Raw genomic sequence first — 23437 nt, forward strand, 5'->3', positions numbered from 1 at the left:
CCATTTGAGGCAATGGATAAACGGAAGGCGCGGGACCCTGTCTTTAAAATCCAAGCTGTTTCTTTTGCTGATCGCGATATCCGTCCTGCCGAGCGTCGTCGTCTTTACCTCCTCCCAGCACTACATGTTCCGTTCGAACACGCAATATTCGATTTCCATCTCGAACCAATATTTGCGGACGGTGTCTTCGGACATCGTTACCTACTTGCAAAATCTGACCCGCTCCTTCGATCCGCTCATCGTGGATTACGATTTTCAACAATTCTTGCAGGCGGCGCGGGACGATTACTCGGCTCAAGCTCGGCTCTCCGCTCGATTTCGGCCGCTGATCGACCATATTCTTCAGTCCCGGAACCAACATCTTACCGGCGTCCTGTATCTGGACCGATCGAACAAAACGTTATATGAATCTTACGACCATAGCCTGAACTTCGACTATTCCTTCGCCGACGATCCCTACTACGGAACGATACCCGGAACCGAGTCCGTAACCTTGTCGTCGATCCACTCCGCTTCGTATGTCTTAGGGTCGCCGTTAGAGGTCGTGTCGCTCGTCATTCCGATCGCCGATTTCCGAACGGGCGACTACTCGGCCTGGCTCGTTCTCGAGATCGAGTCCGGCTTCCTCCGCGGCAAGCTGAACGAGAATGCCGCGGATTCGGGTTCCAATCTCCTTCTGTTCAATAGCGGGACAGGCGAACTTATCGCCAATTCCGGTCAGGACCCCGCTCTGTCCGAGCAGTTGCGAACTTCGCTCGCTTCCGACCCTGCCGAAGGGGAAGCCATCTTATTCCAAGCCGGGAGAACGAACTACGAGGCGGCTTACCGCTCGATCTCTTACGGGGATTGGAAGCTCGTTTGGTTCGCTTCCCTCGAAACGTTGACCAGCGGCGTCAAGCATTCGCTGCGCGTCATGATCTTGGTCGCCTCGCTGTCCGTTCTGGCTGCCTCGTTCATCGCCTTCCCCGTGATGAAGATCGTCTTCCGGCCGCTTACGCACCTGAAGATGAGCATCCGGAATTTAAGCCGGGGCGTCTTCCTGCCGGTTACGGTCCGCCATCAGAACGACGAGATCGGTTTCCTGGTTCAAACCTTCAACAAGATGCTGGTCGACTTGAAACAGCTGGAAAAGGAGGTCGGCGATTCGAGGAACAAGGAGAAGGAGCGCGAGCTTCTTCAGCTCCAAGCGCAGATCAATCCGCACTTCCTGTTCAATACGCTGGAGACGATCGAGTCCTATGCTTACCGCAGCGAACCCGACGCGGTGGGATCCATGGTTCAAAGCGTCTCGCGCATCATGCGTTACAATATCCGCAAAGACGGCGGGTGGGCCGCGCTTAGGGAGGAACTGGACTATATCCGGGATTACTTGCGCATTCATGCCTTTCGCTCCGGCGCGGAGGCGGCGGTCGAATGGGATATCGATCCTCTCTGCCTGGAGGAGCCCGTCATGAAGCTGAGCGTGCAGCCATTCGTCGAGAACGCGCTGAAATACGGCTGGAATCCGAACCTGGGACCCGATCGGTTCCGAATCCGGATTAGGGCAGGCTTCACCGCCGAGGGCTTGGAATTTCAAGTTACGGATACGGGGGAGGGAACGCCCATGGAGATCCGCGATAAAATCGAACGGATGGAGGAGCGGCTCGGCATATCGGAGGATCCTTACTTTCAATCTCACACCGGCATCCAAAACATCTACCGGAGATTTTTCCTCGCGTACGGAGATCGCGTTCGCTTCGAGATGAAGCCGAACCTCCCGCACGGCACGACGGTACGATGGACTATCCGCAAGGAGTCTATTCGAGGTTCCGGTACTCCCGCGGAAGGAAACCGTATTCTTTCTTGAATAACGAACAGAAATAGCGGTAATCGGAATATCCGATCTCTCCGGCGATCTCCCTGACCGTCTTATTGCTGGAGACCAGCATCAGCCGGGCTTGCTCCAGGCGCTGACGTGTCAGGTACTGCACGAAGTTCACCCCGACCCTCAGTTTGAACATTCGGCTTAGAGTAACCGGATGAACCCCTATAGCCGTCGCAACCTTCTCCAAGCTCATGTCGGAATAGGACGATTGCCGAATATGAGCCATCGCCTGCTCGACGAGTCCTCCGTCCGAAGCCGCTTCCTCCTTGAGTTCTTTCAAAGCCCGGGTTGCCTCGACAATCAGCCCTCGAATCCGGGCAAGCAGATCGGTCCATGTTCGAAACCGGCGCACCCAACTCAACCAATATTGGATCTTGTCTTCCTCCAGCATGAGTACGGTGTCCGAATGAATGAAGCCCTCTTCAAGCAGGCCCAACAGAAGAGCGCATTCTTTACGCAGGAGCTTCAACTCAAGCTGAGCTACGATTGCCGCCCAATCGGATAATTTAACTTCCAGCCTTCCCAAATCGAAGGCTCTGGAAAGAGCCAGCAACTCGGTTCGAATTTGCTGAAGCGCGAGAGAAGCCGCTGCCGAAGGAAGCCGCGGACGAGAGGGCGTATCGCCGAAGAACCGGGCGGACTCCCATTTGTCCCACTCCCGCAAGAAGGCTTCCCGGAATTCCCCCCTCTCCGCGAACGTCCCGGGGATGGAGCTCTTGGCAATAAGAACGGCGGCGGCGGTATCCGAACGGACGTTGAAGATGCATATCGCTTCTTCGGCTTCTTCCCGGGACAGCGACTCGGCTTCTCTCTGCCAGAAACGAATCCGCTTCATGACCGATGAATCGAACCAGCAATCGGCCCGGCGGCACTCTAAGCCTTCCATCGCGAGGAACGACGCATCCAGCCATGGCCGGCAAGCCGCCATATCCTTCAGGAACGATTGATGCAGATCAGCCGAGGCCTCGCGAACGATCCGCTTCAGATGGTCGCGGTCCGCGGGCTTAAGAAGGAAGTCCGAAGCCCCGAGTTGAAGGGCTTGCCAAGCGTATTCGAATTCCTGATAACCCGTGAGCATGACCAGCTTGACTTGCGGATGGTTTCGGCGAACCTCGGCCAGAAGCTCCAACCCGTTCATCTCCGGCATGCGAATGTCCAGAAACGCGACGTCCGGAACGACCGCGTTGATTCCCTTGAGAGCCGAGAGCCCGAAACCGACGTCATAGACCTCCGCTTCCGGCGCGACGCTTCGGATCTTTTGGATGATGCTTAGGCGCACTTCGCTTTCATCGTCCGCGACGCAAATTTTCAAAAGCTCCTTCCTCCTTCGGCAGAACTCAATATAATTATTCCAATGATATTAGTCGGTTTTAAACTTGACCCTAGTGTATAGGCATTTCCTTCCTTCGTCAATATAGCATATGTAAAACAAACTTGACATATTGAATAGTTTTATTTACATTATGTTTAAGGAACTTTACTTAACAAAAATAACCATTCCGAGGTGTCGGGCATGACTTATCAGGAGAAGAAGAGCATTGTATCGTTGATCAGCAGCATTCTTATTTTCGTTATCTACGGCGCCTACAAGTACCAGAGTTACCCGGATGCGGGATCGGAATCGACGGAAGTCTTGCGCTACTGGGGCTCCTACGTACTCGTTCTTACTCTCGTCTCCATCATCGCGCACATCGTCATCGGCATTATTTTCAACATCGTGTTTCGGATCACGACCGGGGAGAAGGAGCCCGCGTTCGCGGACGAACTCGACAAGCTGATCGAGCTGAAGTCGTACCGGATCGGATTTTTCTTGTTTATCCTCGGGTTCCTGCTCGCCATGGGATCGCTCGTCATCGAGCAGCCGGTCCGCACGATGTTCGTGATTCTGATCTTCGCGGGCTTCCTCTCGGACGTCTCCGGCAACGTGGCGAAGCTGTATCATTATCGGAAAGGAGTCTAAGATGGGCAAAAATCTTGTCGGCAATCATATCCGCAGGCTACGGTTTAACCATAACGAGATGACGCAGCAGCAGTTGGCTGACAAGGTGGGCGTCACCCGGCAAACGATCGTGGCGCTGGAGAAGGGCAATTACTCCCCGTCGTTGGAGCTGGCTTTTCGCATCGCGCACGCGTTCGGCCTGCCGCTCGAAGAGGTCTTTTATTATGGGGAACATGCCGAGGGAGATGGGGAATAAGCGTAAAAGCATTAAAAGGCCGGATTCTCCATGAGAAGGAGCTCCGGCCTTCCTCTGTCTAACGGTAACCGGAAGCATCCGCCGGCTTGCCGGCATCCTGCACCTCCACGATGTACCTCCAGCAGTCCGGCTGCGAGCCGTCGAGATCATAGAAACCGTATTGCCGCGCGAGCTCCCCGCTCGACAAGGAATGACCGTTCCAACGGGCGACTTCCGAGTCGCCGGCAAGGGCGGCAACGGCGCGTCCGACAAACCGGGGAGTTTCCGAGATGATGAAATGAGGCTCCTTCGAAGCGGCGTCCCGCCAGTTCTCCTCCGTCACGCCAAAGTGGTCCAGCATGATCTCCGAACGCATCCAGCCCGGAGTCAAGGCTATCGCAGCGCATCCGTGCGGGGCAAGCTCATGAGCCAGGGACCGAGCCATGGAGATGACCGATGACTTGGCTAAATCGTAAAAGAGCGATACTCGGTAGTTCTTCTCGTTGTATTCCGCCGTCCCGTCCGTCATCTCGATGACCAGCCCGTTCTTGTTCCGGATGAGCAACTGCAGGGCATAGTGGCTTGTCAGGATATGCGTGTCGACCGCAAGCCGAAGCATCCGAAATCCCCGTTCAAGGGAGTGCTCCCAGACGGGCACCTTCCACTGCATCAAGTTTTCGCCGCCCCACACGTCGTTGACCAGGATGTCCAGTCTTCCCTGTTCCCTCTCGATGCGGGCGATCAGATTCCGAACCTGATCCCGATCCAGATGATCCACCTGAACCGCTATTCCATGTCCTCCCGCCTGATCGACAAGTTCCGCGGTTTCTTCTATCGTCTCCGGACGATTGTATTCGGAGCGCTGCGCTCTCGTCGTGCGCCCCGTCACATAGACGGTAGCCCCGGCCGCTCCCAACTCGATGGCGATCCCTCTGCCGGCGCCGCGTGTCGCTCCCGCCACCAAAGCCACTTTTCCTTCTAGAGGTCTCATCCTTCATCCTCCTCTCGCTGATCTACCTCTTAGTATAGCCCTATAAATAGGTCATCCTGTGTCCTATTTCGCGACCGTGAAGGTAGAACATCGTGACAGTCCGCTTAATTCGGAGCGGAAGGTCGCGTCATCGGATCGGCGCCGGACAATGACGCGTCTTCCGTTGCGGCGGCCTTCTTCCTTCTCGCCACGAGCTGGAGAAGAAGAGCGATGATCGCTCCGCCTGCGGCGCTAGCCGCGGCCGACACGGCCAACGTACGGTGCATGCCCTCCTCGAAGAGAAGCCGGCTGTCTTCGATCGACAGTCCCGGAACCGACGCGTCGATATGGCTCGCCAGAATGGCTCCTGCCAACGCGACGCCGAAGATGGCGCTCGTCTGGCGCGAGGTGCTGACGATGCCGGAGGCCGCGCCGGCGCGTTCGGGCGTCACGGCGCCCATGACGGCGACGGTCGCCGACGTGCCGACGATGGAGACGCCGAAGCCAAGCAGCGCCAGCGCCCAAGCGTAGGATACGTAAGAGTCGTCGGCATGAAGCAGCATCAGCCCGCCCAAAGCGGCGGCGATAACGAACGAGCCAAGCGGAATGGCAAGGCGCGGAGCGAACTTGGGGGCCCAAGCGCTTCCGAGGTAGGAGAAGACCATGATGCTGACGGTCAGGGACAAGAAACGGACGCCGGTCTGGATCGGCGACAGCCCTTCCGCTTGCTGCCAGAATAGGGTCAGCAGGAAGATGGCCGCATAAAGCCCGAAGAAGCCGAGAAAATTGACGAGCGCGGCGGCGGTCATGACGGGATTGCGGAACAGCCGCAGCGGGAACATCGGCTCGCGGGCGCGCAGCTCCCAGACGATGAACGCGATCAGCGACACGGCGGAAGCGGCGAACGCTCCGATGATGAGAGCGGAGTCCCAGCCTCGGGCGTTGCCTTCGATCAGGCCGTAAGCCAGGAAGGCGATAAAGGCCACGAATCCGAGTTGGCCGCCGATATCCAGCCTGCGTCGCTGCGCCGGAGGCCGATCGCCGCTCTTGGTCGCGAGCAGCGCGACGGCGATGACCGCGCCGATCGGCAGGTTGATCCAGAAGATGCTCTCCCAGCCGTAGGCTTCGACCAGCCAGCCCCCGAGCACGGGACCCGCGGCCAACGCCACGCCTCCGACCCCGGCCCATAGGCCGATCGCCTTGGCCCTGCGTCCCGGATCCTCGTACAGGGACCGGATCATGGCCAGCGACACGGGTATAAGAATGGCGCCGAACATTCCTTGCAAAGCCCTTGCCGCCAGCAGCCAGCCGATCTCGCCGGATACGGCGCAAGCGAAGGAGAACAGCGTAAACCCGATCACCCCCCAGATAAACATTCGGCGATGGCCGATCGAATCGCCGATCGTGCCGGCGGCGAGCTGGAGACAGCCGAAGGTGAGCAGATAAGCGTCGGTTATCCATTGGAGGTCGCGAAGTCCTACGCCGAAGCTCGCTTGGATATCGGGCAGCGCGACGTTGACGATCGTGCCGTCCAGGTTAACGAGGAAGACGCCGAATACGATCAGCAGCAGCGTGAGACCGGGCCTGCCTGCAGCCGAATGAGAAAATGAAGCCTTCATTCCATTACCACCTCTTCTTGCGCGACGGAGCGCGGGTTGTATGAAGCCGATGGCGTTATTGTAAAATTTGACAACATATTACGTCTAACTTATTATTTTCATTAATATCATGCACAGAAATAATGAATCGGAGGGCGTGCCATGGAGCTCAACCAGCTGGAATACTTCCTGACGGTCGCCAGATTGCAGCATGTGACCCGGGCGGCCGAGCAATTGTCCATTACTCAGCCGGCGCTGAGCCACTCGCTCGCCAAACTAGAAGAGGAGTTGGGCGTGCAGCTGTTCGAGCGCAGCGGACGCAACATCCGGCTTAACCGGTACGGAGAGCTGTTCGCGCGAAGGGTGGAAGGCGCCGTGCAGGAGATCGAGAAAGGACGCAGGGAGATCGCGGAGCTGACGAACCCGGACACGGGAGTGATTACGCTGGCGTTCCTGAACGTTCTCGGCACCCGGCTGATTCCGAGCCTGATCAAGCAGTTCAAGCAGCTGCATCCGAACGTCCGCTTCGAGCTGCAGCAAGGAACGGGAGCTTATCTGCAGAGTCAGTTGGAGTCGGGGGCCTGCGATCTGGTCATTACGTCGTCCTGCTCCGGCGAGTCCGGCTCCCTGTGGCAGCCGTTCCTCGAGTTCCGGCTCGACTTGGTCGTCCCGAAGCAGCATTCCTGGAGCGGAAGAAAAAAAGCGGAGCTAGCCGAGCTTGCGGATGAACCGTATATCGGCCTTCGCAACGAATGCGGCCTCAAGTCCTCCATCGACCGTCTGTTTACGGATGCCGGGGTAACGCCGAACGTCCAATACGTCGCGGAGGACCTCCCGACGGTGGCGGGATTCGTCTCCGCCGGGCTGGGCGTGTCTCTTCTGCCTCGGACGGAAGGGTTGACCTTGGACGGACTGTCGTGGCTAAAAGTCGACTTCGAGAATAACTTGTTCGAGGTCGGCGTGGAGTGGAAGGAGAAGCGTTACTTGTCCCCGGCAGCGCGCATGTTCCGCGACTTCGTGGCGGGGAAGACGAGGCTGACGGCGGTTATTTGAGTCCGCCAAGCCGAGACTTAACCAGAGGCCATTCGCTGTCCAGAATGCTGTAGAAAACATTATCGTGAACGGTGCCTCCGTCCGTCGCGTCGATTCTATGCCGGCGGAGGACGCCTTACCTGACGGCCCCGATTTTCTCCAGCGCCCTTTGGGATCGTATATTCTTGCCGCTGGCGGAGAATTGGACGCGGATGACCCCAAGCTCTTCGAAGCAATACCGCAATAGAAGATATTTGCAAGCCAGGTTCATCCCTGTTCCCCAAAATTCCGGAGAGAGCCAGGTCCAGCCGATCTCGACGCTGCGATTCGGCTTATCCAGGTCGCCTAGCCGAGTCGTTCCGGCCATAAGCCCCGAAGTCGCGTCGAAAACGGCAAAAGGAAGCTGCGTGCCGGCCTCCTTGTTGCGCAAAGCTAAATCCAGGGCTTGCCTAACCGCTTCTTCCGTGTTGTTTTTCCTCCAAGTATATTCCCAAATTCTCGGATCGCTAAGAAGCGGTGCCAGGTCGTTTACATGTTCGGACTGCAAAGGGACAAGCGTGGCTCTGGGGTTACCTAGCGTGAGATTCGAACGGAATTCCATAGGCGTTTCTCCTCTTTTTCTCCCTATCCTATCCCCCTAGCCCGGGATGAAGGAATGAAGAAATGCGCCGAAAGCTTGGATTCCCTAGTATAATTCAGTAAATAGATTTGCGCTTTTTCTATTCTCGAGGAGGGAAGCAAGTGATCGGAAGAGATCAGGGGAGCGAGGCAAGAACCGCGCTGGTCACGGGAGCATCCAGCGGCTTCGGGCTGTTGATCGCGCTCGAGCTGGCGAGGAGGGGCTATCGGGTCGCCGCGGCGATGAGAGATCTCACGCGGAGCGAGGAGCTGATTCACGCCGCGGAGCAAGCCGGCATTCGCCGGCGGATCGAGACGGTGCGGCTCGACGTGACGGATGCCGCCTCGATCGAAGCGGCCGCGGCGGACACGCTTGCCCGTTACGGGCGGCTCGACGTGCTGGTCAACAACGCCGGCATGGCCGTCGGCGGCTTCGTCGAGGAGGTCCCGATGGAGGCTTGGCGAGCCCAATTGGAGACGAACTTCTTCGGACTCGTCGCCGTTACGCGGGCTTTCTTGCCCGCCATGCGGGAGCAAGGCGGAGGCAAGATCATTCAGATCAGCAGCGTAAGCGGGAGAGCCGGCTTCCCCGGCTTCGGGCCGTACGCCGCCTCCAAGTTCGCGGTCGAGGGCTTCAGCGAGAGCTTGCGCCACGAGACGGCCAAGCACGGCGTCCAAGTCGCCCTCGTCGAACCCGGCTCGTTCCGCACGGCGATCTGGAGCAAGGGACTCGCCGGAATGCATACGCGGCCCGATTCCCCCTACCGCGAAGAGCTGAACGCTCTGCTCGCCTACACCAAGCGAACGGCAGCCACGGCTCCCGATCCGCAAGAGGTCGCCGATCTGGTGGCCCGGCTCGCCGATCGCCGCAAGCTCTCCCGCCTTCGCTATCCCGTCGGCCGGGGCGCTCGGCTGCTTCAACTCGGCTCCGGACTGCTTCCTTGGCGGTGGATCGAAGCGTCGGTCAGGAGGGCGCTGGGGAGCAAGCGCGATTAATTATGCAGCAGCCCGCGGAACGACAACAGGCCGCGACATTTCTGTCGCAGCCTGTTGTTCGGACCGAGTAGATCACATCCTTGCCAGCCAACTCTCGCCATCCGCCGCCAGCTCTTGAAGCTCATGGAACAACACGCCGGCGTGGTAGCCGTCGCAAACGGCGTGGTGTAGCTGCGCCGATAACGGAAGAAGGATCTTGCCGTCCTGTTCCTTGTATTTGCCCATGGTGAATATAGGCAGCAAGTAAGTCCCCTCGTTATAAACACTCAAGTTGAATCCCGTAAAGCCGACCCACGGAATGCTGGAGACCGGGAACGTGTTCGGCGGTTCGCCCGGGTCCGGGAATAACGACTTCGCGTTCTTGTAGGTCTTCGTCGCTTGAAGGTATCCCTCATAGAACGCTGCAAACTCCTCGCGGAACGGAGCCCAGATGCTGGAGAAGGTTTTATCCTCCTCGTGGAAAATAGTGAAGCCGGGAGACATGCGATCCCAATAGCCCAATCGGCCCTCCGAATCGAAGCAGGTTCGGAATTCCGGATGGCGGTTCACCGCCGTCGTAATCATATAAATCAGGGCGGGGTATAGCTTGACCCCCTTGCTTCTCAGTTCGGCCCGCAGCAGGGTGATATCGATATCGGCGGTCATGCTGAAGGTGCATCTCACCCGGTTTAAATAATGCTCGAAATAAGGCTTGCGCGGCCAGTCTTCCATGTCGATCGGAATGAAGTTCATTTTCTTAGCCCTCCTAAAAATGGTTGTATTTTAGGAGGGCACGTCAACTGCTTTAACCACCATATCCTCAATCCCGTTTCTTGTTTTTTTCATACGATACCATTCGAACAAATGATTGACAAGATTTACAACTCGATAATACTACCCTAACATACCGGGATTATCCTTGGAGTAGGACAGGCCCGGATCCCGATTTTTCATCCAATTAGACACCGGTGTCATCGCACTGTTAAAGAACACAACAAATGAAGGAGATCGCATCGCATGCAACCGAAATACACGATCCGGGATATCGCCAAACTGTCGGGGTTCTCGTTCAAGACGGTATCTCGCGTACTGAACGAGGACAAGAACGTCAAGCCGAGCACGCGGGACAAGATTCTGCAAGTCATAGCCGACACCAATTACAAGCCTAACATCTACGCGAGGAATTTGAGCAGTAAAACGAACAAGAACGTGCTGGTGTCCATCCGCAAGACGCACGGCCAGAATACGACGCAATGGTTCGACTACCTGATGTCCTTTATGACCAAGCAAGCGAACGCCAGAGGCTTCACGGTCATTCAGGAGGTGATCTACGACGACTCGGACCTTCGCCACTCCATGCTGGAGAAGTCCGGAGGCTATATCGACGTCCTCGTCCTGTTCTACTTGAGCGAGAACGACAAGCGCATCGAACTGGCCGACCGAAGCAACATTCCGTTCATCTCCTTCGAGAAAAACCCGCTCGCCCCTCTATCGATCTCCAATGACAACAAAGCGGGAATGTACGAAGCGGCGGAGTTTCTGTTCGGGAGGGGCCTGACGTCCATCTGCCTGCTTCTGGGAGCGGAAATCGATGTTAACCGGGAGAGGGCCGACGCGATCCGCGAGGTTTATTCCCGGAGAAACGTTCCGTCCGAGCGTCTGGAGATCGTCTACGGCATGAACAACCTGGAGGCGATCCGCAGCTTCGTCGACGGAAGGATCGAGCAAGGAAAGCTGCCGGAAGTGTTCTTCGTATCCGGCGACGAGAAGGCGATCGCGGTGTACAGCTCCCTGCACGCCCACGGCCTCTCCATTCCGAAGGACGTATCGGTCATCGGATTCGACAACATTCCCATCTCGCAATATTATTGTCCGCCGTTAACGACGATGGGCCAGGATTTCGAACGCCTCGCCTTCGAGATGTTCGGAGTGATCGAGAAGCTGGTCGAAGGCGAGACCGACATCGCTTCCGTCCAGGTAGAGCCCCGTCTAATCGTCCGAGACAGCGTCCGTTAACGCCATACCGGGATAACGCTTATCGCGGCTTCCGAAATCAAAGATTGACACCGGTGTCATTTCAGAGCCGGATTCAATATGCTTGGCCTATAAAACACGGAAATGGAATGGTGATGATGAGAAAAATCAACCGTAAGACGCCGATCGTTCTGCTGCTGCTCGCTATGTTCGTCTCCGCTTGCGGGAACGGCAACAATTCCGCCGATTCCGCATCCAGTCCGTCCGGCAACGCTGCCCCGTACGAGAGCTCTTCCCAGCCGCCTTCGCCTTCCGCGAAATCGCCGGTCACGCTCGACTTCTCGACGAACGCTTCGGGCGGCACGCTGGACGCGTTCAAGGACATCGCCGAACGATTCAACGAGGAGCACGAGGGCATTACCGTCGAGGTCGCCGAGCTGGGCAAGGACTTCAATACGCTCATGACCGCGAAGATGGCCAGCAACGACATGCCGGACCTCTTCTCGACAGCGGGCTGGTCCGTGCGCCGATTCGGCGAATACCTGCTGCCGCTGAACGACCGGGCGTGGGCAAGTCAAGTGGCGGAGGAGATTAAGCCGGTCGTAACCGATGCCGGCGGCAACCTGCTGGCCCTGCCGATGGATATCGACATCAGCGGGATGGTCTACAATCCATCGATCCTGCAAGAGCTGGGCCTGTCCGTTCCCGAGACGTGGGAACAGTTCCTGGCCGCCTGCGAGGCGATCAAGAAGGCCGGGTACACGCCCGTAGCGGTCGCCGGCAAGGAGTCCTCCGACATCGCCGGACTGATGAGCCGGGTGTCCCTGTCCTTGCTCGTTCAGAGCAATCCCGATTACAAAGCCGCTTTCGAGCAAGGCTCGTTCGATTGGAACCAATTCGCCGCCGTGACGGATTTCGTGTCGAATCTCAAATCGAAGGGCTATCTGAACGCGGATTATTTGACGGCGGACAAGGCCACGATCTATTCCGAATTCGCCAAGAACAAAGCGGCCTTCGCGTTCCAGTCGAATCAGACGATCGCCGAAATCATGAAGCTGAACCCCGACTCCCGGGTGTCCATGATGCGCATTCCGGTAAACGGCGAGAGCTCCGAGCCGTTCCTCATCAGCGGCGAACGCGACTCCGTCGGCGTCTGGAAGGACACGAAGCACAAGGAAGAAGCGCTTCTGTTCCTGGATTACTTGGCTCAGCCGGACAACGTGCGCAAGATCGCGGAGGCTTACTCGCTTCCGGCGGGGCTGAGCGGGGTCGAGGCGAACCTCGGAGCGCTGCAGGAGACATTCAACCAGTACGAAGGCGCGGCCGTATCGAACCACTTCGATAGGCAGTACTTGCCTAACGGCATGTTCACCACGCTCGGGACCGTCGGCTCCGGCTTGCTGTCCGGAACGATGGACGCCGGACAAGTCTTCTCCGCGATGAGCGAGGATTATACCCGCTTGACCAATGCCAAGTGACGCGCGCTCCGGCCGCCGAGCGGTCCTGAACCGAAGCCGGCTGGTCTCCCGCCTGCAGCTCGCGGCGATGTACGCGCCCGCCATGCTTCTGTTCGGCGCCTTCGTCTTCTACCCGCTGCTTAGCGGGGTTCGGATCTCGTTCACGGACTGGAACGGGTACTCCCAGCACTATTCCTATATCGGGCTCGACCATTACCGCAAGCTATTCCGGGATCCGAACATCCGCACCGCCTTCGTGAACACGCTCATCTACGGGATCGGGTCCACTATCGTTCAGAACGCGTGGGGGCTCGCTTACGCGATGCTGTTTAACCGGAAATTCGCGGGGAGAACGGTCGCAAGGGCAGCCGTCTATCTGCCGGTCATGATCTCGGGCCTGATCATGGGGTACATCTGGTACTTCATGCTGCAGTACAGCGGAGGAGCGCTTAACGATGCGATGGCCGCGTTCGGGCTCGCTCCGGTCGATTGGCTTGCCGATCAGCGGCGGGCGGTCAGCCTGATCCTGTTCATCACCTCGATCCAGTATGTCGGACAGGCGATGGTCATTTACTTGGCCGGGCTGCAGACGATCCCGCGGATGTACTACGAGGCCGCCGAGATGGACGGCGTCCGGGCGTGGAGCCGGTTCCGCCGCATAACGCTCCCGCTCCTGGCGCCGGCCATCATCACCAACGTGACGCTGAAGCTGATCGGCGGCCTGCAGCTGTTCGACCTGGTCATGGCGTTGACCGCCGGAGGCCCGGGCTTCAGCACCCATTCGTTCTCGACGATGATCAATTACTTGTACTTCGTCAGCCAGAACGCGGGCTACTCCGCCACGCTCGGCATCGCGCTGTTCCTGTCCATCATGACGATCACGGTCGTCGTCAACCGGTATCTCTACAGAAAAGAAGTGGAGTATTGAGATGAGCCGCACTTGGAAAATCATGCTCCCGCTTGTCGGAGCGCTGCTTGCCGTCATCCACCTGCTGCCGATCTACGTCGCGCTGTCCGTCGCCCTCAAGCGTCCTACCGACCTGACGAGCCGCTGGCAGTTTCCGAATTACCTTTATTTCGAGCATTTCAAGAATGCGTTCATCGACGGCGAGCTGCTTCGAGCGTTCGGCAACACGCTTGTCCTGACGGTTTCGACGGCGATTCTCCTGGTGGCGATCGGATCCATGACGGCTTACCCTCTGGCCCGTATTCGATCCCGCCTGAACCGCGTCTGGATGAACGTCATTCTCGGCGTGATGATGGTGCCGACGCTCAGCATTATCGTCCCGCTGTACTCGATGATGAATCGGCTGAACGCGATCAATACGTATTGGGGTATCGTACTGATCTTGACGACGTACAACCTGCCTCTGAGCATTTTCCTGTACGCCAACTTTATCCGCACGATTCCGAGGGAGCTGGACGAGGCCGCGAAGGTCGACGGCTGCGGACATTTCGGACTGTTCTACCGGATCGTCCTGCCTCAGCTTGCTCCCGTTACCGCCGCCGTTCTGATTCTGAAGGGGCTCAAGGTTTGGAACGACTACGAGTTCCCGCTCTATTTCTTGCAGAAGCCGCGCAACCAGACGATTACGCTCGCGATTTCCCGCTTTTTCTCGGACACCTCGTTCGATTTCGGCTCGGCGTCCGCCGCCGCGGTGCTCGCGGTCGTTCCCGTCACCGTCCTGTTCCTCGCCTTGCAGAAGTATTTCGTGTCGGGACTGACGGATGGAGCCATCAAATAACGATCCCCCAGGATGCAGGAGGAATGGCATTGCAGAAGATGACGCACCCGGAATTTACGGAAAAGCTGGTCGAGCTGTTCGATCGGCAAATGGACGAGCCGCCCAGCCCATGGGCCGTCTCCGAGAAGCTGCTGGAGAAAATCACGCCGTCCGGAGAAATGAAGCCGTTCTATGGAGCAACGACGGTCATCATGCTGTCCCGGAAGGACAACGAGGCCTGCCTCGCCGTCCGGGATCGCCTCTTCGGAGAGCACGGCGACCTTCTCGTCGCGCTGGACCCCGACACGTACCACCTGACCATTCACGCCCTTAGCAACGTGTACAACGTGGCCAACGACAACGAGCTCATCAAGCGGAGCATTCAGGACACCGAGCCGAAGGTCGAAGCGGAGTTCCGCCGCATAGCCGAACGATACCAAGGCCGCACGATCCGCATGCGGGCGCTCGGCGTAAGCACGGGAGGCAAGGACATTATCGGACTGAAGTTCGTGCCCTGCTCGGAGGAGGATTCGCTCCTTCTGACCGACTTATTCGAGAGGATGGAGGCCGTTTATCCGCTCGGCGAGCGTTACGTCCCGCACGTGTCGCTCGGCTACCACCAGATTCGGGAGCACAGCCCGGAAGAAGTGCGCGGCCTGTACGATACGCTGAGGCGGATAAACCGGGAGCTGGAGCTGACCATCGAGCTGGAGGTAGCGGAGCTGGTCTATCAGCATCACTATCATATGAACGATTTTCGGGACGTGTTTGCCGTCAAAGAGTTTATTCGCAACGGATAAAGGAGGCGTAAAACCCGATGGGAAAATGGAAATCGTATATCCTTCTGTTGATGTCCGCTCTGGTGCTCGTGCCCGGCGGGACGAGTCTTGCTAGCGAAGTCGATGTCTCCGCCGAAGCTGCGGTGGCCGCATGCGAGCCTTACGGGCCATGGGCCGGAGCCGCTTATAACCCCCAGAAACTGATGAAAGCGTTGGGCCAGCCGCGAACGGCCGAGGTCGGGCCGTTCCTGTCGGCCCACCGGGGGGCTTGGGGAACCGATGCGGACCTTCCGCAGCCGGCGCCCGAGAATTCGTTGACGGCGATCGACAACGCCGCCGCGCTCCGCTTCGAGATGGTCGAGCTGGACGTCAAGCTGACCTCCGACGGCAAGCTGGCCTTGCTGCATGATTATACGGCGGGAAGAGTCACCGACTATTCCGAGAGCATGGGGTTCGGCTCCTGGAATCCGTTCTTCGGGGAGACGCATGACGGCTACCGCCCTCAGGATTACGGAGACTGGGGAACGATGAACCAGTACAACCCGCTGGTCAAGCAGCTGTCCAGCGAGGTCGTCTCCAAGACGGACCTTATTCTGTTCGACAAAAATTCCGGCTACTTGGGAACGCTGGACGGAGCGGACGCGATCGGGCAATGGGTGCCTGGCCATTACGGCCAGGTTCCGATGCTGGAGGCTGCCCTGAACCATATCGGAACCCGATATCCGGGGATGACCGTCGTCATCGACCTGCGTCATCTGGACGAAGTGAAGGCGGCTATTCAAGCGATCGACAATGTCACCGATTGCACGGGGCGGCCCGCTAAGGATTGGGTTATCCTCAAGCCATTCGCCAACGTCTTCAAGGGCGGATGGTTCAATGCGGAGAACCCTGGTTCCTCCCAGCCTCATCCGGAGTCGGTAGCGGCTCTGATCGGCTCCTCCTATACGAAGTATAAATGGATCCCTGTCGTGTCCAACCGCCTCGTACCGCCCAACGCAAAGGGCGATCCGTCCATCATCCCCGGCTCCCCCGGTCCGGACACCTCTCAGATCATGGCCAACGTCACCCAGTATTTGCGGGACTGGGCCCGCGGGCTCGGCAGCTCGGTCGTGACGTTCGAGATCGGGGTAGGAGATTTCAGCATTCAATCCTTCAAGGACGCCTACAACCAGTTCGCCGGTTCCGTCACCAACATGCAATCGTGGAGACCGCCGGACGTCAACGTCGAAGCCCCGTTGGCCGTCAATGGACGCACGCTCATCGGCTTCAACTGGAAGGACGACGGAACGGGAGCCTATCCCGTATACAAGGAATCTTCCCGCAGCTACGAGGACACGAAGAAATGGGCCGGGGCGCTTACCATCGAGGATCCGCTCTACGTGCTGAATTCCGAGATGTTCACGAGACAAGCGGCGCAGCTAGCCATCTCGGACGTGACCGACTTCAACACGAACACCGAATACGCCATCGTCAGCCTCGAAAGCGGCAAAGCGCTCGATGTCTCTTACGGATCGTCGGAGAATGGAACCGCAATCTCCATTTGGACCACCCAGAAGCTGGACAACCAGCTATGGAGAATCCAGCAGAACGGAGACGGCACGGTTCGGTTCGTCAATCCTCTGACGAATAAATCGCTCGATTTATTTAATAACGACAGCACGAACGGCACGAAGATCAACCTATGGGAGACCAATTCTACCCCTGCCCAACGATGGCGGCTGCAAGATTATGGCGACGGCACGTACAAGATCCAGCATGCCGCCAGCGGCAAGGTGCTCGACGTCTACAACGGCAATACCGCGAACGGCACCAAGGTGCAAATCTGGGAGAGCAACGGCGGATATAATCAACGATGGCGGCTCGTACCCGTTGAGACGTACATGTTCTACGAGACGCAGAATCTTAATCTAACCATGGGCTTGGCCTCCGGATCGGGCTACGCGAATGCCGAGTTGGCGCTCTCCACGCCCTACATGACCGGTTCTTTATGGAGAACGCTGAACAACGCGGACGGAACCTTCCGGCTCGTCAATATTCAGGATAGCCTTGGCTACATTCAGTCGGGGGCAACGGTGGTGGATACGATGAACAGAGCGATAACGGACAGAACGAAGCTGCTCACGGCTTGGCTGGACCAAGCGCCAAGTCAGCACTGGTCGCTGCTCTACAACAAGACGGATAAATCCTTTACGTTCCGTCACCCTCTCAGCGGCAAGGTCATCGATATTTCCGACGGGAATTACACGGCCGGAACGCGACTGATACTGTTTAATCCGCACGAAGGCAATAATCAGCGTTGGTTCATTAAGCCTCTGTAATCGCAATACGGGCCGGGGTCAATCGCTCATTAGGCGATTGACTCCGGCCCGTCGCTTGCTTCCCCTACCCCTGCGCCGCTTCCTGCACGGCCGGCCTTCCGGCCTCGACCAGCTGTTTGTTCTTAACGAAGAATAAGGTCAGGACGGCCATAAGCAATCCGGTTCCGACCAGAAGCCATTCGATATCGACCGCATCCGCTATAGGTCCGAAGATCAGCATCCCGATCGGCATCATGGACGTCGAGATCATGCCGAAGACGCCGAAGATGCGCCCCATGTAATTCGGGTCCACCTTTTCCTGCAGCATGACGGTCGTCGGAGTGTTTAACATAGGCATGGCCAAGCCGAATACGGCCATCGGGATCAAATAAATCCAGAAGTTGGGGATCAAGCCCAACAGGACCGTACATGCGGCCATCACCAGGTTGCCGAGAGTCATCGTATGGATTTTGTTGCGGAAGCCGCCCCACGAGGCGATGAGGGCTCCGCCGGCCATCATCCCGACCGAGAAAGCGATCTCGATGGCCGTGAGTCGCCAATAATCGTCTCCGAAGCTGCGCGTCACCTGCAACGGCGTCAGAAACGCGGCCGGAGCCATCAGAACAAAGAAAATCGCGAAAAAGATAAAGAAGGATTTGAGAAAGCTATGGTTCTTAATGTAGGTCAGGCCAAGCTTAAAGTCCTCCCGATAGCTGGTCGTTTGCGCATCCGTTGCCTTTTGGTGCAGCGGAATTTTCAAGAAGAACAATAAAGAGAAAATCGCGATCGCCGCGGTAATCACGTCGATAAAGAAGATGACCTCGATCGTAGCCGCCGTAAGCAGCGTGGCGCTGACAATCGGAGCGACGAACATCATAAGCGCCTGAAGGGTTCCGTTGATTCCGTTGACCTTCGTCAGCTTATCCTCCGGCACGATCTGAGGCAGGATCGCCCCTACCGCCGGCGTCTGAATTCCCGTGCCGAGCGCGCGGACGGCCGCAATGACGAACAGCAGCCAAGCCTCATCGTAACCTAGCAGAAAGGTGATCGCTAGAATCAGAGTTACGGAGGCAATCATAGCATCGGCCAACATGATCAGATTCTTGCGGTTGAACCGGTCCGCCCATACCCCCGCGAACGGCGATAACACGAAGGTCGGGATGAACCCGCAAAGGATAAATAGCGTCATCATAAGGCCGGATTCGGTCGTGAGCGTCACGTACCACATGATCGCATACTGGACTAACGCGGATCCGAACAACGATATGGTTTGACTGCTCATGAAGAGAATAATATCCCTTCGCCAATTCTTGCTCTTATGCTCTTCGGTTTGTGCCATCCCCAACACCTTTCCGCGAATAAATGGAGCCGTTATTTGCAAGTATTGCCTTATTGCAGCACGCAATACACGCTTTACTTATTACGCCTGGGCCATGCTCTCCGTTTCATTGTTTCTTCCTGTTTCTTCCCCCTATAATAATTGTATACTTTAACTAAATGAGGGTATGAATTGGAGGAACAACGATGGTATTCGTGGCCTTGCTGCGGGGAATCAACGTAGGCGGCAACAATAAGGTCGATATGAAGCGGCTCAAACGCACGTTCGAAGGGCTGGGACTCTCTCAAGTCGTTACGTATATCAACTCGGGCAACATCGTTTTCTCGGACGAGCTTCGCTCTTCGGAGGAATTGGCCTCCAAGCTGGAGGATGCCATTCTCGCGGATTTCGGGCTTAGCATCCGAGTGATGATACGAACCTTGGACCAAATCCGAAATATCATGGACAAGCTTCCCGAAGACTGGACGAACGACGCGAACATGAAGAGCGACGTTCTTTATCTGTGGGAGGAATACGACCGGGAGTCCGTACTGGAGGAGCTGCACATCAAACCGGGGATCGATCGGGTCCTTTATGCTCCGGGGGCGATTCTATGGTCGTACGATAAAATCAATGCCTCCAAGAGCGGCATGAGCAAGATCATCGGCACGAAGCTCTATCGGCAAGTCACCGTCCGCAACGTCAACACGGCCCGCAAAATATACGAGTTAATGCAGACGCAGGCCGTCGAAGCATAAAAAAAATCGGCTTACGCCGATAGATCGAGCGAGTCGGAGTCGGCTCGCAGTCTTTTTTTGTTCGGAAAAGCGATCAAGTGTCCGAACTTGTTGTCGACGCGCTCCGCGACGAACAGCGTCAGCATAAGGCCGACCAGCACGGCGCAGGCGGAGAGCGGAATCACCCATCGATGGGTCGAATGCGAGAAGAACGGAATCAGGGAAATGGCCACGATCGGAGGCGCATTCCATTTGAATTTATTGATCAGCAGCATGGTGATCAGGACATTGATAAAGACCGAAATGGAGCTCGGATAAACGTAAACCAGCAAGGTTCCGATGACGGCGGACACGAAGGCCCCTATCGTAATTCGGACAAGCTCCTTGTGCTGGAAGGAACGAGACAGGAACAAGAAGCCGAAGGCGCCAAGCGTCGGGAAAAACAACGTATCCAGAAACGAGATATGAAGCGAAAACCAGTAAATAACCATGATGTAGAAGCAAATCGCTATCGTCTTGATGTTCATCGAACCTGCTAAAGCCTCCCGCATTCTTTTCCGATCCGAATTGGACCCGTTTCATTCTATCATGTTTATCTCATCCGTCAATATTTGATCTTTAAGGGAGATTGCAATTGTTTCATATCGCTAATGGGAGGCATTCCGAACATTCTTCGGTATTCGCGGCTGAACTGGGATGGGCTTTCATAGCCCACTCGGAATCCTGCCTCGGCTGCATCTACGGCTTCCGATAACAATAGGCGCCTTGCTTCCAGAAGACGGATCTTCTTCTGATATTGAAGCGGACTCATGGCCGTCGCTTCTTTGAAATGGCGGAATAGCGATGCGGGGCTCATATGGACGGAATTCGCTAATTCCTCGGTATGCAAAGGCTCCGCATAGTTGTTTTTGATCCGACGAATGACCGTTACGATACGCTGCATGCTGCTCCCGTCCCGCGCAATCTGCTTGAGATACTCCCCTTGCTCTCCCTTCAGAATTCGATAATAAAGTTCGCGAAGGATTAACGGTTCAAGAATAGGGACGTCCTCGGGCGTCTCCAGAAGACGGACGAGCCTTATCGCGGCATCCAGGAGAGATGGGTTCGTTTCGGATACGAATATGCCCCTTCGCATCCCCTTCTTCTTGATGGACGGAGCAGAAGATTCCCTCAAAATATCAAGAATCTGCAAGGGATCAAGCTTAAGGCGTATGCACAAATACGGATTATCAAGGGAAGCTTCCGTAATTTGGGCAGAGATCGGCAAGTCCATCGATACGACCAAATAATTGGAAGGTCCATAGGAGAAACGATCTTGTTCAAGCATAACGACCTTAGAGCCCTGAGCGACGATGCAAAGAGCCGGTTCATGAACCCTGAGTACGGGCAATGTGGTCGTGGAACTGCGAATCAGTTCAAGCGAGGGGATTACCGTGGAATGAACCCCGTCGTCGGCTGCGAATTTCCCAATTAATTTAGACAATTCCTCGTGACTGTTCACTTCGACCCTCCTCCCGCTTCCGCCAAGCCTTCTACGGATTTTATCATAATCACTCTTCGGGTTAGAAATCAATCCGATTGATAGGATTAGGCAATAACGCGCAACAATTCGTCTACTGGCATGCAAGGAAACGGTGTGAAAATAAAGGCATCCCAGTAGACAAGGAGTTTGAAATGGATAAACGGATTTGGATTTTAGCAATCGCCTCCTTTGTAGTAGGCACGGTCGAGCTCGTCATTGCCGGAATAATCGATATGATCGCACAAGATCTGAACGTTTCCGTAGGAACCGCAGGCCAACTGATCACGGTTTATTCTTTAGTATTTGCTTTTGGTTCCCCCATCCTCATCACCCTAACTTCTAAGGTTGAGCGCCGAAAATTATTGACCGCCGCCATGCTTGTCTTTTTCGCGGGGAATCTGATATCTATCCTCAGTCCTAACTTTACGGTACTTCTTATCTCGCGGATTATCCTTGCGGCAAGCTGCTCGATTGTCGTTGTTCTTTCCATTGTTATGGCTTCAAGTATCGTTGCGCCCGAATCAAGAGGTCGTGCGATCGGAATTATCTTTATGGGAATAAGCGCGTCTCTTGTCCTCGGCGTCCCTATCGGTACGTTCATCGGGGAACTGTGGGGATGGCGCTCCACGTTTGTTTTAGTCGGAGGCCTTACTTTGATCGTTGCCTGGGCCGTCCGAAGATATCTTCCGCAGGTTGCTCCGCGTCCGGGTATCCCGTTGCGAGATCAGCTTCGAACGCTGAAGAACTCCAAAATCTTATCCGCGCATTCCATCTCGATCCTGCAGATGACCGGCCAATTCACCATCTACGCCTACGTCACGCCCTTTTTGCAAGAGACGATGGGTCTGTCCACTAACATGATCAGTCTTGTTCTGTTCGTATATGGATTAGCGGGGATAGCCGGAGGTTGGATTGGAGGATGGTCCTCGGACAAACTCGGGAACGGCAGGACGATTATCGTCACTCTCCTGCTGCATGCGCTGGCTATCTTCTTATTGCCGTATTCGACGAGTTCTATCTTTCTATTGCTTATCGTAGTCGTAGTCTGGTGCGCATTCAACATGGCTCCAAGTCCCGCCATTCAAAGCTACCTGATCCAAACGGCTCCGGAATCTTCGGATATCCAGTTAAGCTTCAATACATCGTCGTTGCACATAGGAGTCGCGGCAGGTTCTATCGTCGGGGGGCTGATCGTCAATCATTATTCGGTCACGACGAATACTTGGGTAGGCGGGCTGATCGTTATTCTGGCTATCCTATCGGCCGTCTTCTCTTTAAGGAAAAGCAACGCAAAAACATCGACGACTTCATCTTAGGAGAACCCATGGCGGGGATTCGAAGTCCAATGGAAATAAGAGGTTAAGGTGTCGCCGCCCAACGGTTCCGTTCCGGAAATTGGGCGGCGATCGTTTTGTTTTACAAGCTTTGCGACGTGGGGCGAACGATCAGTTCGTTAATCGTCACGTGAGCGGGCTGTTGAATCGCAAACAGTACGGTTCTGGCAATGTCGCCGGGGTCAAGCTGGTTCCAATCCCGGCTGCCCAATTTCTCCAATGCCGGATAAATCGAGTTGTCGGTAATGGTATCGTACAGCTCGGTTTCTACGGCGCCGGGGGAGATGAGAGTGGTCCGAATGTTCTGGTTCGCTCCCAATTCAGTGCGCATGCCTTCCGTTAAAATCCGTACCGCATGCTTGGTTGCGCTATAAATAGAGCTCGAAGGGAAGAGGATATGCCCCGCAATGGACGAGAAATTAATGATGTGCCCTTCGTTGCGTTGTTCCATATGCCTATATACCGCTGCCATCCCATAGAGAACGCCTTTAATGTTCACATCGATCATTCGCTCCCATTCATCGACCTTTAAATTCTTGAAGAATGAAAGCGGCATGATTCCGGCATTATTGATCAAGATATCTATTTGTCCGTAGGATTTAACGGTTTCATCGACCAACGATTTCACATCGGAATACGAGGTGACGTCGGTCACTTTGTAGCTGGCTTCGCCTCCCGCTCTCCGAATTTCTTCTTGCAGTTGCTGCAAACGTTCTTCCCGGCGAGCGGCAAGCATGACTTTAATGTCATGTTGGGCGAGAAGCTTGGCCGTAGCCGCCCCCATTCCGCTGCTGGCGCCTGTGACGATTGCTACTTTCGAATTCATGCGTATTTCCCCTTTGTTCGTTTTTAGCCAGTTACCGTTGGCATGATTTTAGGTTAACAAGTGGAGTTAACTGTAAGTCAAGCATCGGCAAAAGAAATGGTTTAAGGGGAAAAAACCTTGGATCCAGGCCTATTTTGAGAAATTTGAAGAACAATCAACGATAGAATTCGGCAAACACAAGGCAAATAATCTTTCAGTATACTCTAACCAAAAAACGAGTTTGGGGGCCGCTCTTGGC

The 23437-nt window shown here is 56.0% G+C and carries 22 protein-coding genes; 13 read left to right on the forward strand and 9 right to left on the reverse strand.

Annotated features, from left to right (window positions below; translation table 11 throughout):
* The first annotated feature begins 4 nt into the window (after window positions 1–4).
* Window positions 5–1846 (forward strand): sensor histidine kinase, encoded by a 1842-nt coding sequence (locus tag H7B67_RS03450; RefSeq protein WP_185118399.1) that lies wholly within the window; start codon window positions 5–7, stop codon window positions 1844–1846.
* Here the strand turns inward: H7B67_RS03450 and H7B67_RS03455 are convergent.
* A complete protein-coding gene (locus tag H7B67_RS03455) occupies window positions 1797–3176 on the reverse strand; it encodes a response regulator (protein ID WP_185118400.1) in 1380 nt (459 codons plus the stop codon). The genes H7B67_RS03450 and H7B67_RS03455 overlap by 50 nt on opposite strands.
* 201 nt (window positions 3177–3377) lie before the next feature.
* On the opposite strand from H7B67_RS03455, the gene H7B67_RS03460 reads away from it, so the two are divergent.
* Together H7B67_RS03460 and H7B67_RS03465 are read left to right on the forward strand one after the other, a co-directional pair.
* Window positions 3378–3824 carry a hypothetical protein gene (locus H7B67_RS03460; RefSeq protein WP_185118401.1) on the forward strand — a complete coding sequence of 149 codons (447 nt, stop codon included), beginning with the start codon at window positions 3378–3380 and terminating at the stop codon, window positions 3822–3824.
* 1 nt (window position 3825) lies between these two features.
* Window positions 3826–4059, forward strand: a complete 234-nt coding sequence (locus H7B67_RS03465) for a helix-turn-helix transcriptional regulator (protein WP_185118402.1) — start codon at window positions 3826–3828, stop codon at window positions 4057–4059.
* A 58-nt stretch (window positions 4060–4117) separates the two neighbouring features.
* Here H7B67_RS03465 and H7B67_RS03470 read toward each other — a convergent pair whose 3' ends face one another.
* Both H7B67_RS03470 and H7B67_RS03475 read right to left on the reverse strand, forming a co-directional pair.
* Window positions 4118–5029: an SDR family oxidoreductase gene (locus tag H7B67_RS03470; protein ID WP_185118403.1), complete on the reverse strand. Its 912-nt coding sequence runs from the start codon at window positions 5027–5029 to the stop codon at window positions 4118–4120.
* A 104-nt stretch (window positions 5030–5133) separates the two neighbouring features.
* Entirely contained in the window at window positions 5134–6627 is a 1494-nt protein-coding gene (locus H7B67_RS03475) for an MFS transporter (protein ID WP_185118404.1), read from the reverse strand.
* 141 nt (window positions 6628–6768) lie between these two features.
* Here H7B67_RS03475 and H7B67_RS03480 point away from each other — a divergent pair, with 141 nt between their 5' ends.
* Window positions 6769–7659, forward strand: a complete 891-nt coding sequence (locus tag H7B67_RS03480) for a LysR family transcriptional regulator (protein WP_185118405.1) — start codon at window positions 6769–6771, stop codon at window positions 7657–7659.
* A gap of 115 nt (window positions 7660–7774) precedes the next feature.
* Here the strand turns inward: H7B67_RS03480 and H7B67_RS03485 are convergent, their stop codons facing one another.
* Window positions 7775–8239: a GNAT family N-acetyltransferase gene (locus H7B67_RS03485; RefSeq protein ID WP_245363694.1), complete on the reverse strand. Its 465-nt coding sequence runs from the start codon at window positions 8237–8239 to the stop codon at window positions 7775–7777.
* Between the two features lie 143 nt (window positions 8240–8382).
* Here H7B67_RS03485 and H7B67_RS03490 point away from each other — a divergent pair, with 143 nt between their 5' ends.
* Window positions 8383–9252, forward strand: coding sequence for an SDR family oxidoreductase (locus tag H7B67_RS03490; protein WP_185118522.1), 870 nt, complete (start codon window positions 8383–8385; stop codon window positions 9250–9252).
* 72 nt (window positions 9253–9324) lie between these two features.
* Here H7B67_RS03490 and catA read toward each other — a convergent pair whose 3' ends face one another.
* Entirely contained in the window at window positions 9325–9984 is a 660-nt protein-coding gene (gene catA / locus H7B67_RS03495; RefSeq protein ID WP_185118406.1) for a type A chloramphenicol O-acetyltransferase, read from the reverse strand.
* 264 nt (window positions 9985–10248) lie between these two features.
* Here catA and H7B67_RS03500 point away from each other — a divergent pair, with 264 nt between their 5' ends.
* From H7B67_RS03500 to H7B67_RS03525, 6 genes are all read left to right on the forward strand, one after another.
* Window positions 10249–11247 carry a LacI family DNA-binding transcriptional regulator gene (locus H7B67_RS03500; RefSeq protein WP_185118407.1) on the forward strand — a complete coding sequence of 333 codons (999 nt, stop codon included), beginning with the start codon at window positions 10249–10251 and terminating at the stop codon, window positions 11245–11247.
* Between the two features lie 116 nt (window positions 11248–11363).
* Entirely contained in the window at window positions 11364–12683 is a 1320-nt protein-coding gene (locus H7B67_RS03505; protein ID WP_185118408.1) for an ABC transporter substrate-binding protein, read from the forward strand.
* Window positions 12673–13590 carry a carbohydrate ABC transporter permease gene (locus H7B67_RS03510; protein ID WP_245363692.1) on the forward strand — a complete coding sequence of 306 codons (918 nt, stop codon included), beginning with the start codon at window positions 12673–12675 and terminating at the stop codon, window positions 13588–13590. The genes H7B67_RS03505 and H7B67_RS03510 overlap by 11 nt, the downstream gene beginning before the upstream one ends.
* A 1-nt stretch (window position 13591) precedes the next feature.
* On the forward strand, window positions 13592–14407 hold the full coding sequence (locus H7B67_RS03515) for a carbohydrate ABC transporter permease (RefSeq protein WP_185118409.1): 816 nt from the start codon (window positions 13592–13594) through the stop codon (window positions 14405–14407).
* Between the two features lie 23 nt (window positions 14408–14430).
* Window positions 14431–15186 (forward strand): hypothetical protein, encoded by a 756-nt coding sequence (locus H7B67_RS03520; RefSeq protein ID WP_185118410.1) that lies wholly within the window; start codon window positions 14431–14433, stop codon window positions 15184–15186.
* 17 nt (window positions 15187–15203) lie between these two features.
* Window positions 15204–17483 (forward strand): RICIN domain-containing protein, encoded by a 2280-nt coding sequence (locus tag H7B67_RS03525; protein WP_185118411.1) that lies wholly within the window; start codon window positions 15204–15206, stop codon window positions 17481–17483.
* 64 nt (window positions 17484–17547) lie between these two features.
* Here H7B67_RS03525 and H7B67_RS03530 read toward each other — a convergent pair whose 3' ends face one another.
* Window positions 17548–18801 carry an MFS transporter gene (locus tag H7B67_RS03530; RefSeq protein ID WP_185118412.1) on the reverse strand — a complete coding sequence of 418 codons (1254 nt, stop codon included), beginning with the start codon at window positions 18799–18801 and terminating at the stop codon, window positions 17548–17550.
* Between the two features lie 185 nt (window positions 18802–18986).
* Between H7B67_RS03530 and H7B67_RS03535 the strand changes: the two genes are divergently transcribed.
* On the forward strand, window positions 18987–19538 hold the full coding sequence (locus H7B67_RS03535) for a DUF1697 domain-containing protein (protein ID WP_185118413.1): 552 nt from the start codon (window positions 18987–18989) through the stop codon (window positions 19536–19538).
* An 11-nt stretch (window positions 19539–19549) separates the two neighbouring features.
* On the opposite strand, the gene H7B67_RS03540 is transcribed toward H7B67_RS03535, so the two are convergent.
* Complete coding sequence (locus tag H7B67_RS03540) at window positions 19550–20044, reverse strand: HPP family protein (RefSeq protein ID WP_185118414.1); 495 nt, start codon at window positions 20042–20044, stop codon at window positions 19550–19552.
* A 77-nt stretch (window positions 20045–20121) separates the two neighbouring features.
* Window positions 20122–21018, reverse strand: a complete 897-nt coding sequence (locus H7B67_RS03545) for an AraC family transcriptional regulator N-terminal domain-containing protein (RefSeq protein ID WP_185118524.1) — start codon at window positions 21016–21018, stop codon at window positions 20122–20124.
* 173 nt (window positions 21019–21191) lie between these two features.
* Here H7B67_RS03545 and H7B67_RS03550 point away from each other — a divergent pair, with 173 nt between their 5' ends.
* On the forward strand, window positions 21192–22355 hold the full coding sequence (locus H7B67_RS03550; protein ID WP_185118415.1) for an MFS transporter: 1164 nt from the start codon (window positions 21192–21194) through the stop codon (window positions 22353–22355).
* Between the two features lie 100 nt (window positions 22356–22455).
* Here the strand turns inward: H7B67_RS03550 and H7B67_RS03555 are convergent, their stop codons facing one another.
* Window positions 22456–23199, reverse strand: a complete 744-nt coding sequence (locus H7B67_RS03555; protein WP_185118416.1) for an SDR family oxidoreductase — start codon at window positions 23197–23199, stop codon at window positions 22456–22458.
* Between the last annotated feature and the right edge of the window lie 238 nt (window positions 23200–23437).

Source organism: Cohnella thailandensis (genome assembly GCF_014212135.1).
Classification (GTDB): Bacteria; Bacillota; Bacilli; order Paenibacillales; family Paenibacillaceae; genus Cohnella; species Cohnella thailandensis.

What these genes read in the sequence shown, in the direction of transcription:
- H7B67_RS03530 (WP_185118412.1), bottom strand. Translation starts at nt 18,801, where the DNA reads ATGGCACAAACCGAAGAGCATAAGAGCAAGAATTGGCGAAGGGATATT.
- H7B67_RS03515 (WP_185118409.1), top strand. Translation starts at nt 13,592, where the DNA reads ATGAGCCGCACTTGGAAAATCATGCTCCCGCTTGTCGGAGCGCTGCTT.
- H7B67_RS03460 (WP_185118401.1), top strand. Translation starts at nt 3,378, where the DNA reads ATGACTTATCAGGAGAAGAAGAGCATTGTATCGTTGATCAGCAGCATT.
- H7B67_RS03520 (WP_185118410.1), top strand. Translation starts at nt 14,431, where the DNA reads ATGGCATTGCAGAAGATGACGCACCCGGAATTTACGGAAAAGCTGGTC.
- H7B67_RS03525 (WP_185118411.1), top strand. Translation starts at nt 15,204, where the DNA reads ATGGGAAAATGGAAATCGTATATCCTTCTGTTGATGTCCGCTCTGGTG.
- catA (WP_185118406.1), bottom strand. Translation starts at nt 9,984, where the DNA reads ATGAACTTCATTCCGATCGACATGGAAGACTGGCCGCGCAAGCCTTAT.
- H7B67_RS03555 (WP_185118416.1), bottom strand. Translation starts at nt 23,199, where the DNA reads ATGAATTCGAAAGTAGCAATCGTCACAGGCGCCAGCAGCGGAATGGGG.
- H7B67_RS03465 (WP_185118402.1), top strand. Translation starts at nt 3,826, where the DNA reads ATGGGCAAAAATCTTGTCGGCAATCATATCCGCAGGCTACGGTTTAAC.
- H7B67_RS03550 (WP_185118415.1), top strand. Translation starts at nt 21,192, where the DNA reads ATGGATAAACGGATTTGGATTTTAGCAATCGCCTCCTTTGTAGTAGGC.
- H7B67_RS03475 (WP_185118404.1), bottom strand. Translation starts at nt 6,627, where the DNA reads ATGAAGGCTTCATTTTCTCATTCGGCTGCAGGCAGGCCCGGTCTCACG.
- H7B67_RS03510 (WP_245363692.1), top strand. Translation starts at nt 12,673, where the DNA reads ATGCCAAGTGACGCGCGCTCCGGCCGCCGAGCGGTCCTGAACCGAAGC.
- H7B67_RS03505 (WP_185118408.1), top strand. Translation starts at nt 11,364, where the DNA reads ATGAGAAAAATCAACCGTAAGACGCCGATCGTTCTGCTGCTGCTCGCT.
- H7B67_RS03535 (WP_185118413.1), top strand. Translation starts at nt 18,987, where the DNA reads ATGGTATTCGTGGCCTTGCTGCGGGGAATCAACGTAGGCGGCAACAAT.
- H7B67_RS03480 (WP_185118405.1), top strand. Translation starts at nt 6,769, where the DNA reads ATGGAGCTCAACCAGCTGGAATACTTCCTGACGGTCGCCAGATTGCAG.
- H7B67_RS03500 (WP_185118407.1), top strand. Translation starts at nt 10,249, where the DNA reads ATGCAACCGAAATACACGATCCGGGATATCGCCAAACTGTCGGGGTTC.
- H7B67_RS03470 (WP_185118403.1), bottom strand. Translation starts at nt 5,029, where the DNA reads ATGAGACCTCTAGAAGGAAAAGTGGCTTTGGTGGCGGGAGCGACACGC.
- H7B67_RS03485 (WP_245363694.1), bottom strand. Translation starts at nt 8,239, where the DNA reads ATGGAATTCCGTTCGAATCTCACGCTAGGTAACCCCAGAGCCACGCTT.
- H7B67_RS03540 (WP_185118414.1), bottom strand. Translation starts at nt 20,044, where the DNA reads ATGAACATCAAGACGATAGCGATTTGCTTCTACATCATGGTTATTTAC.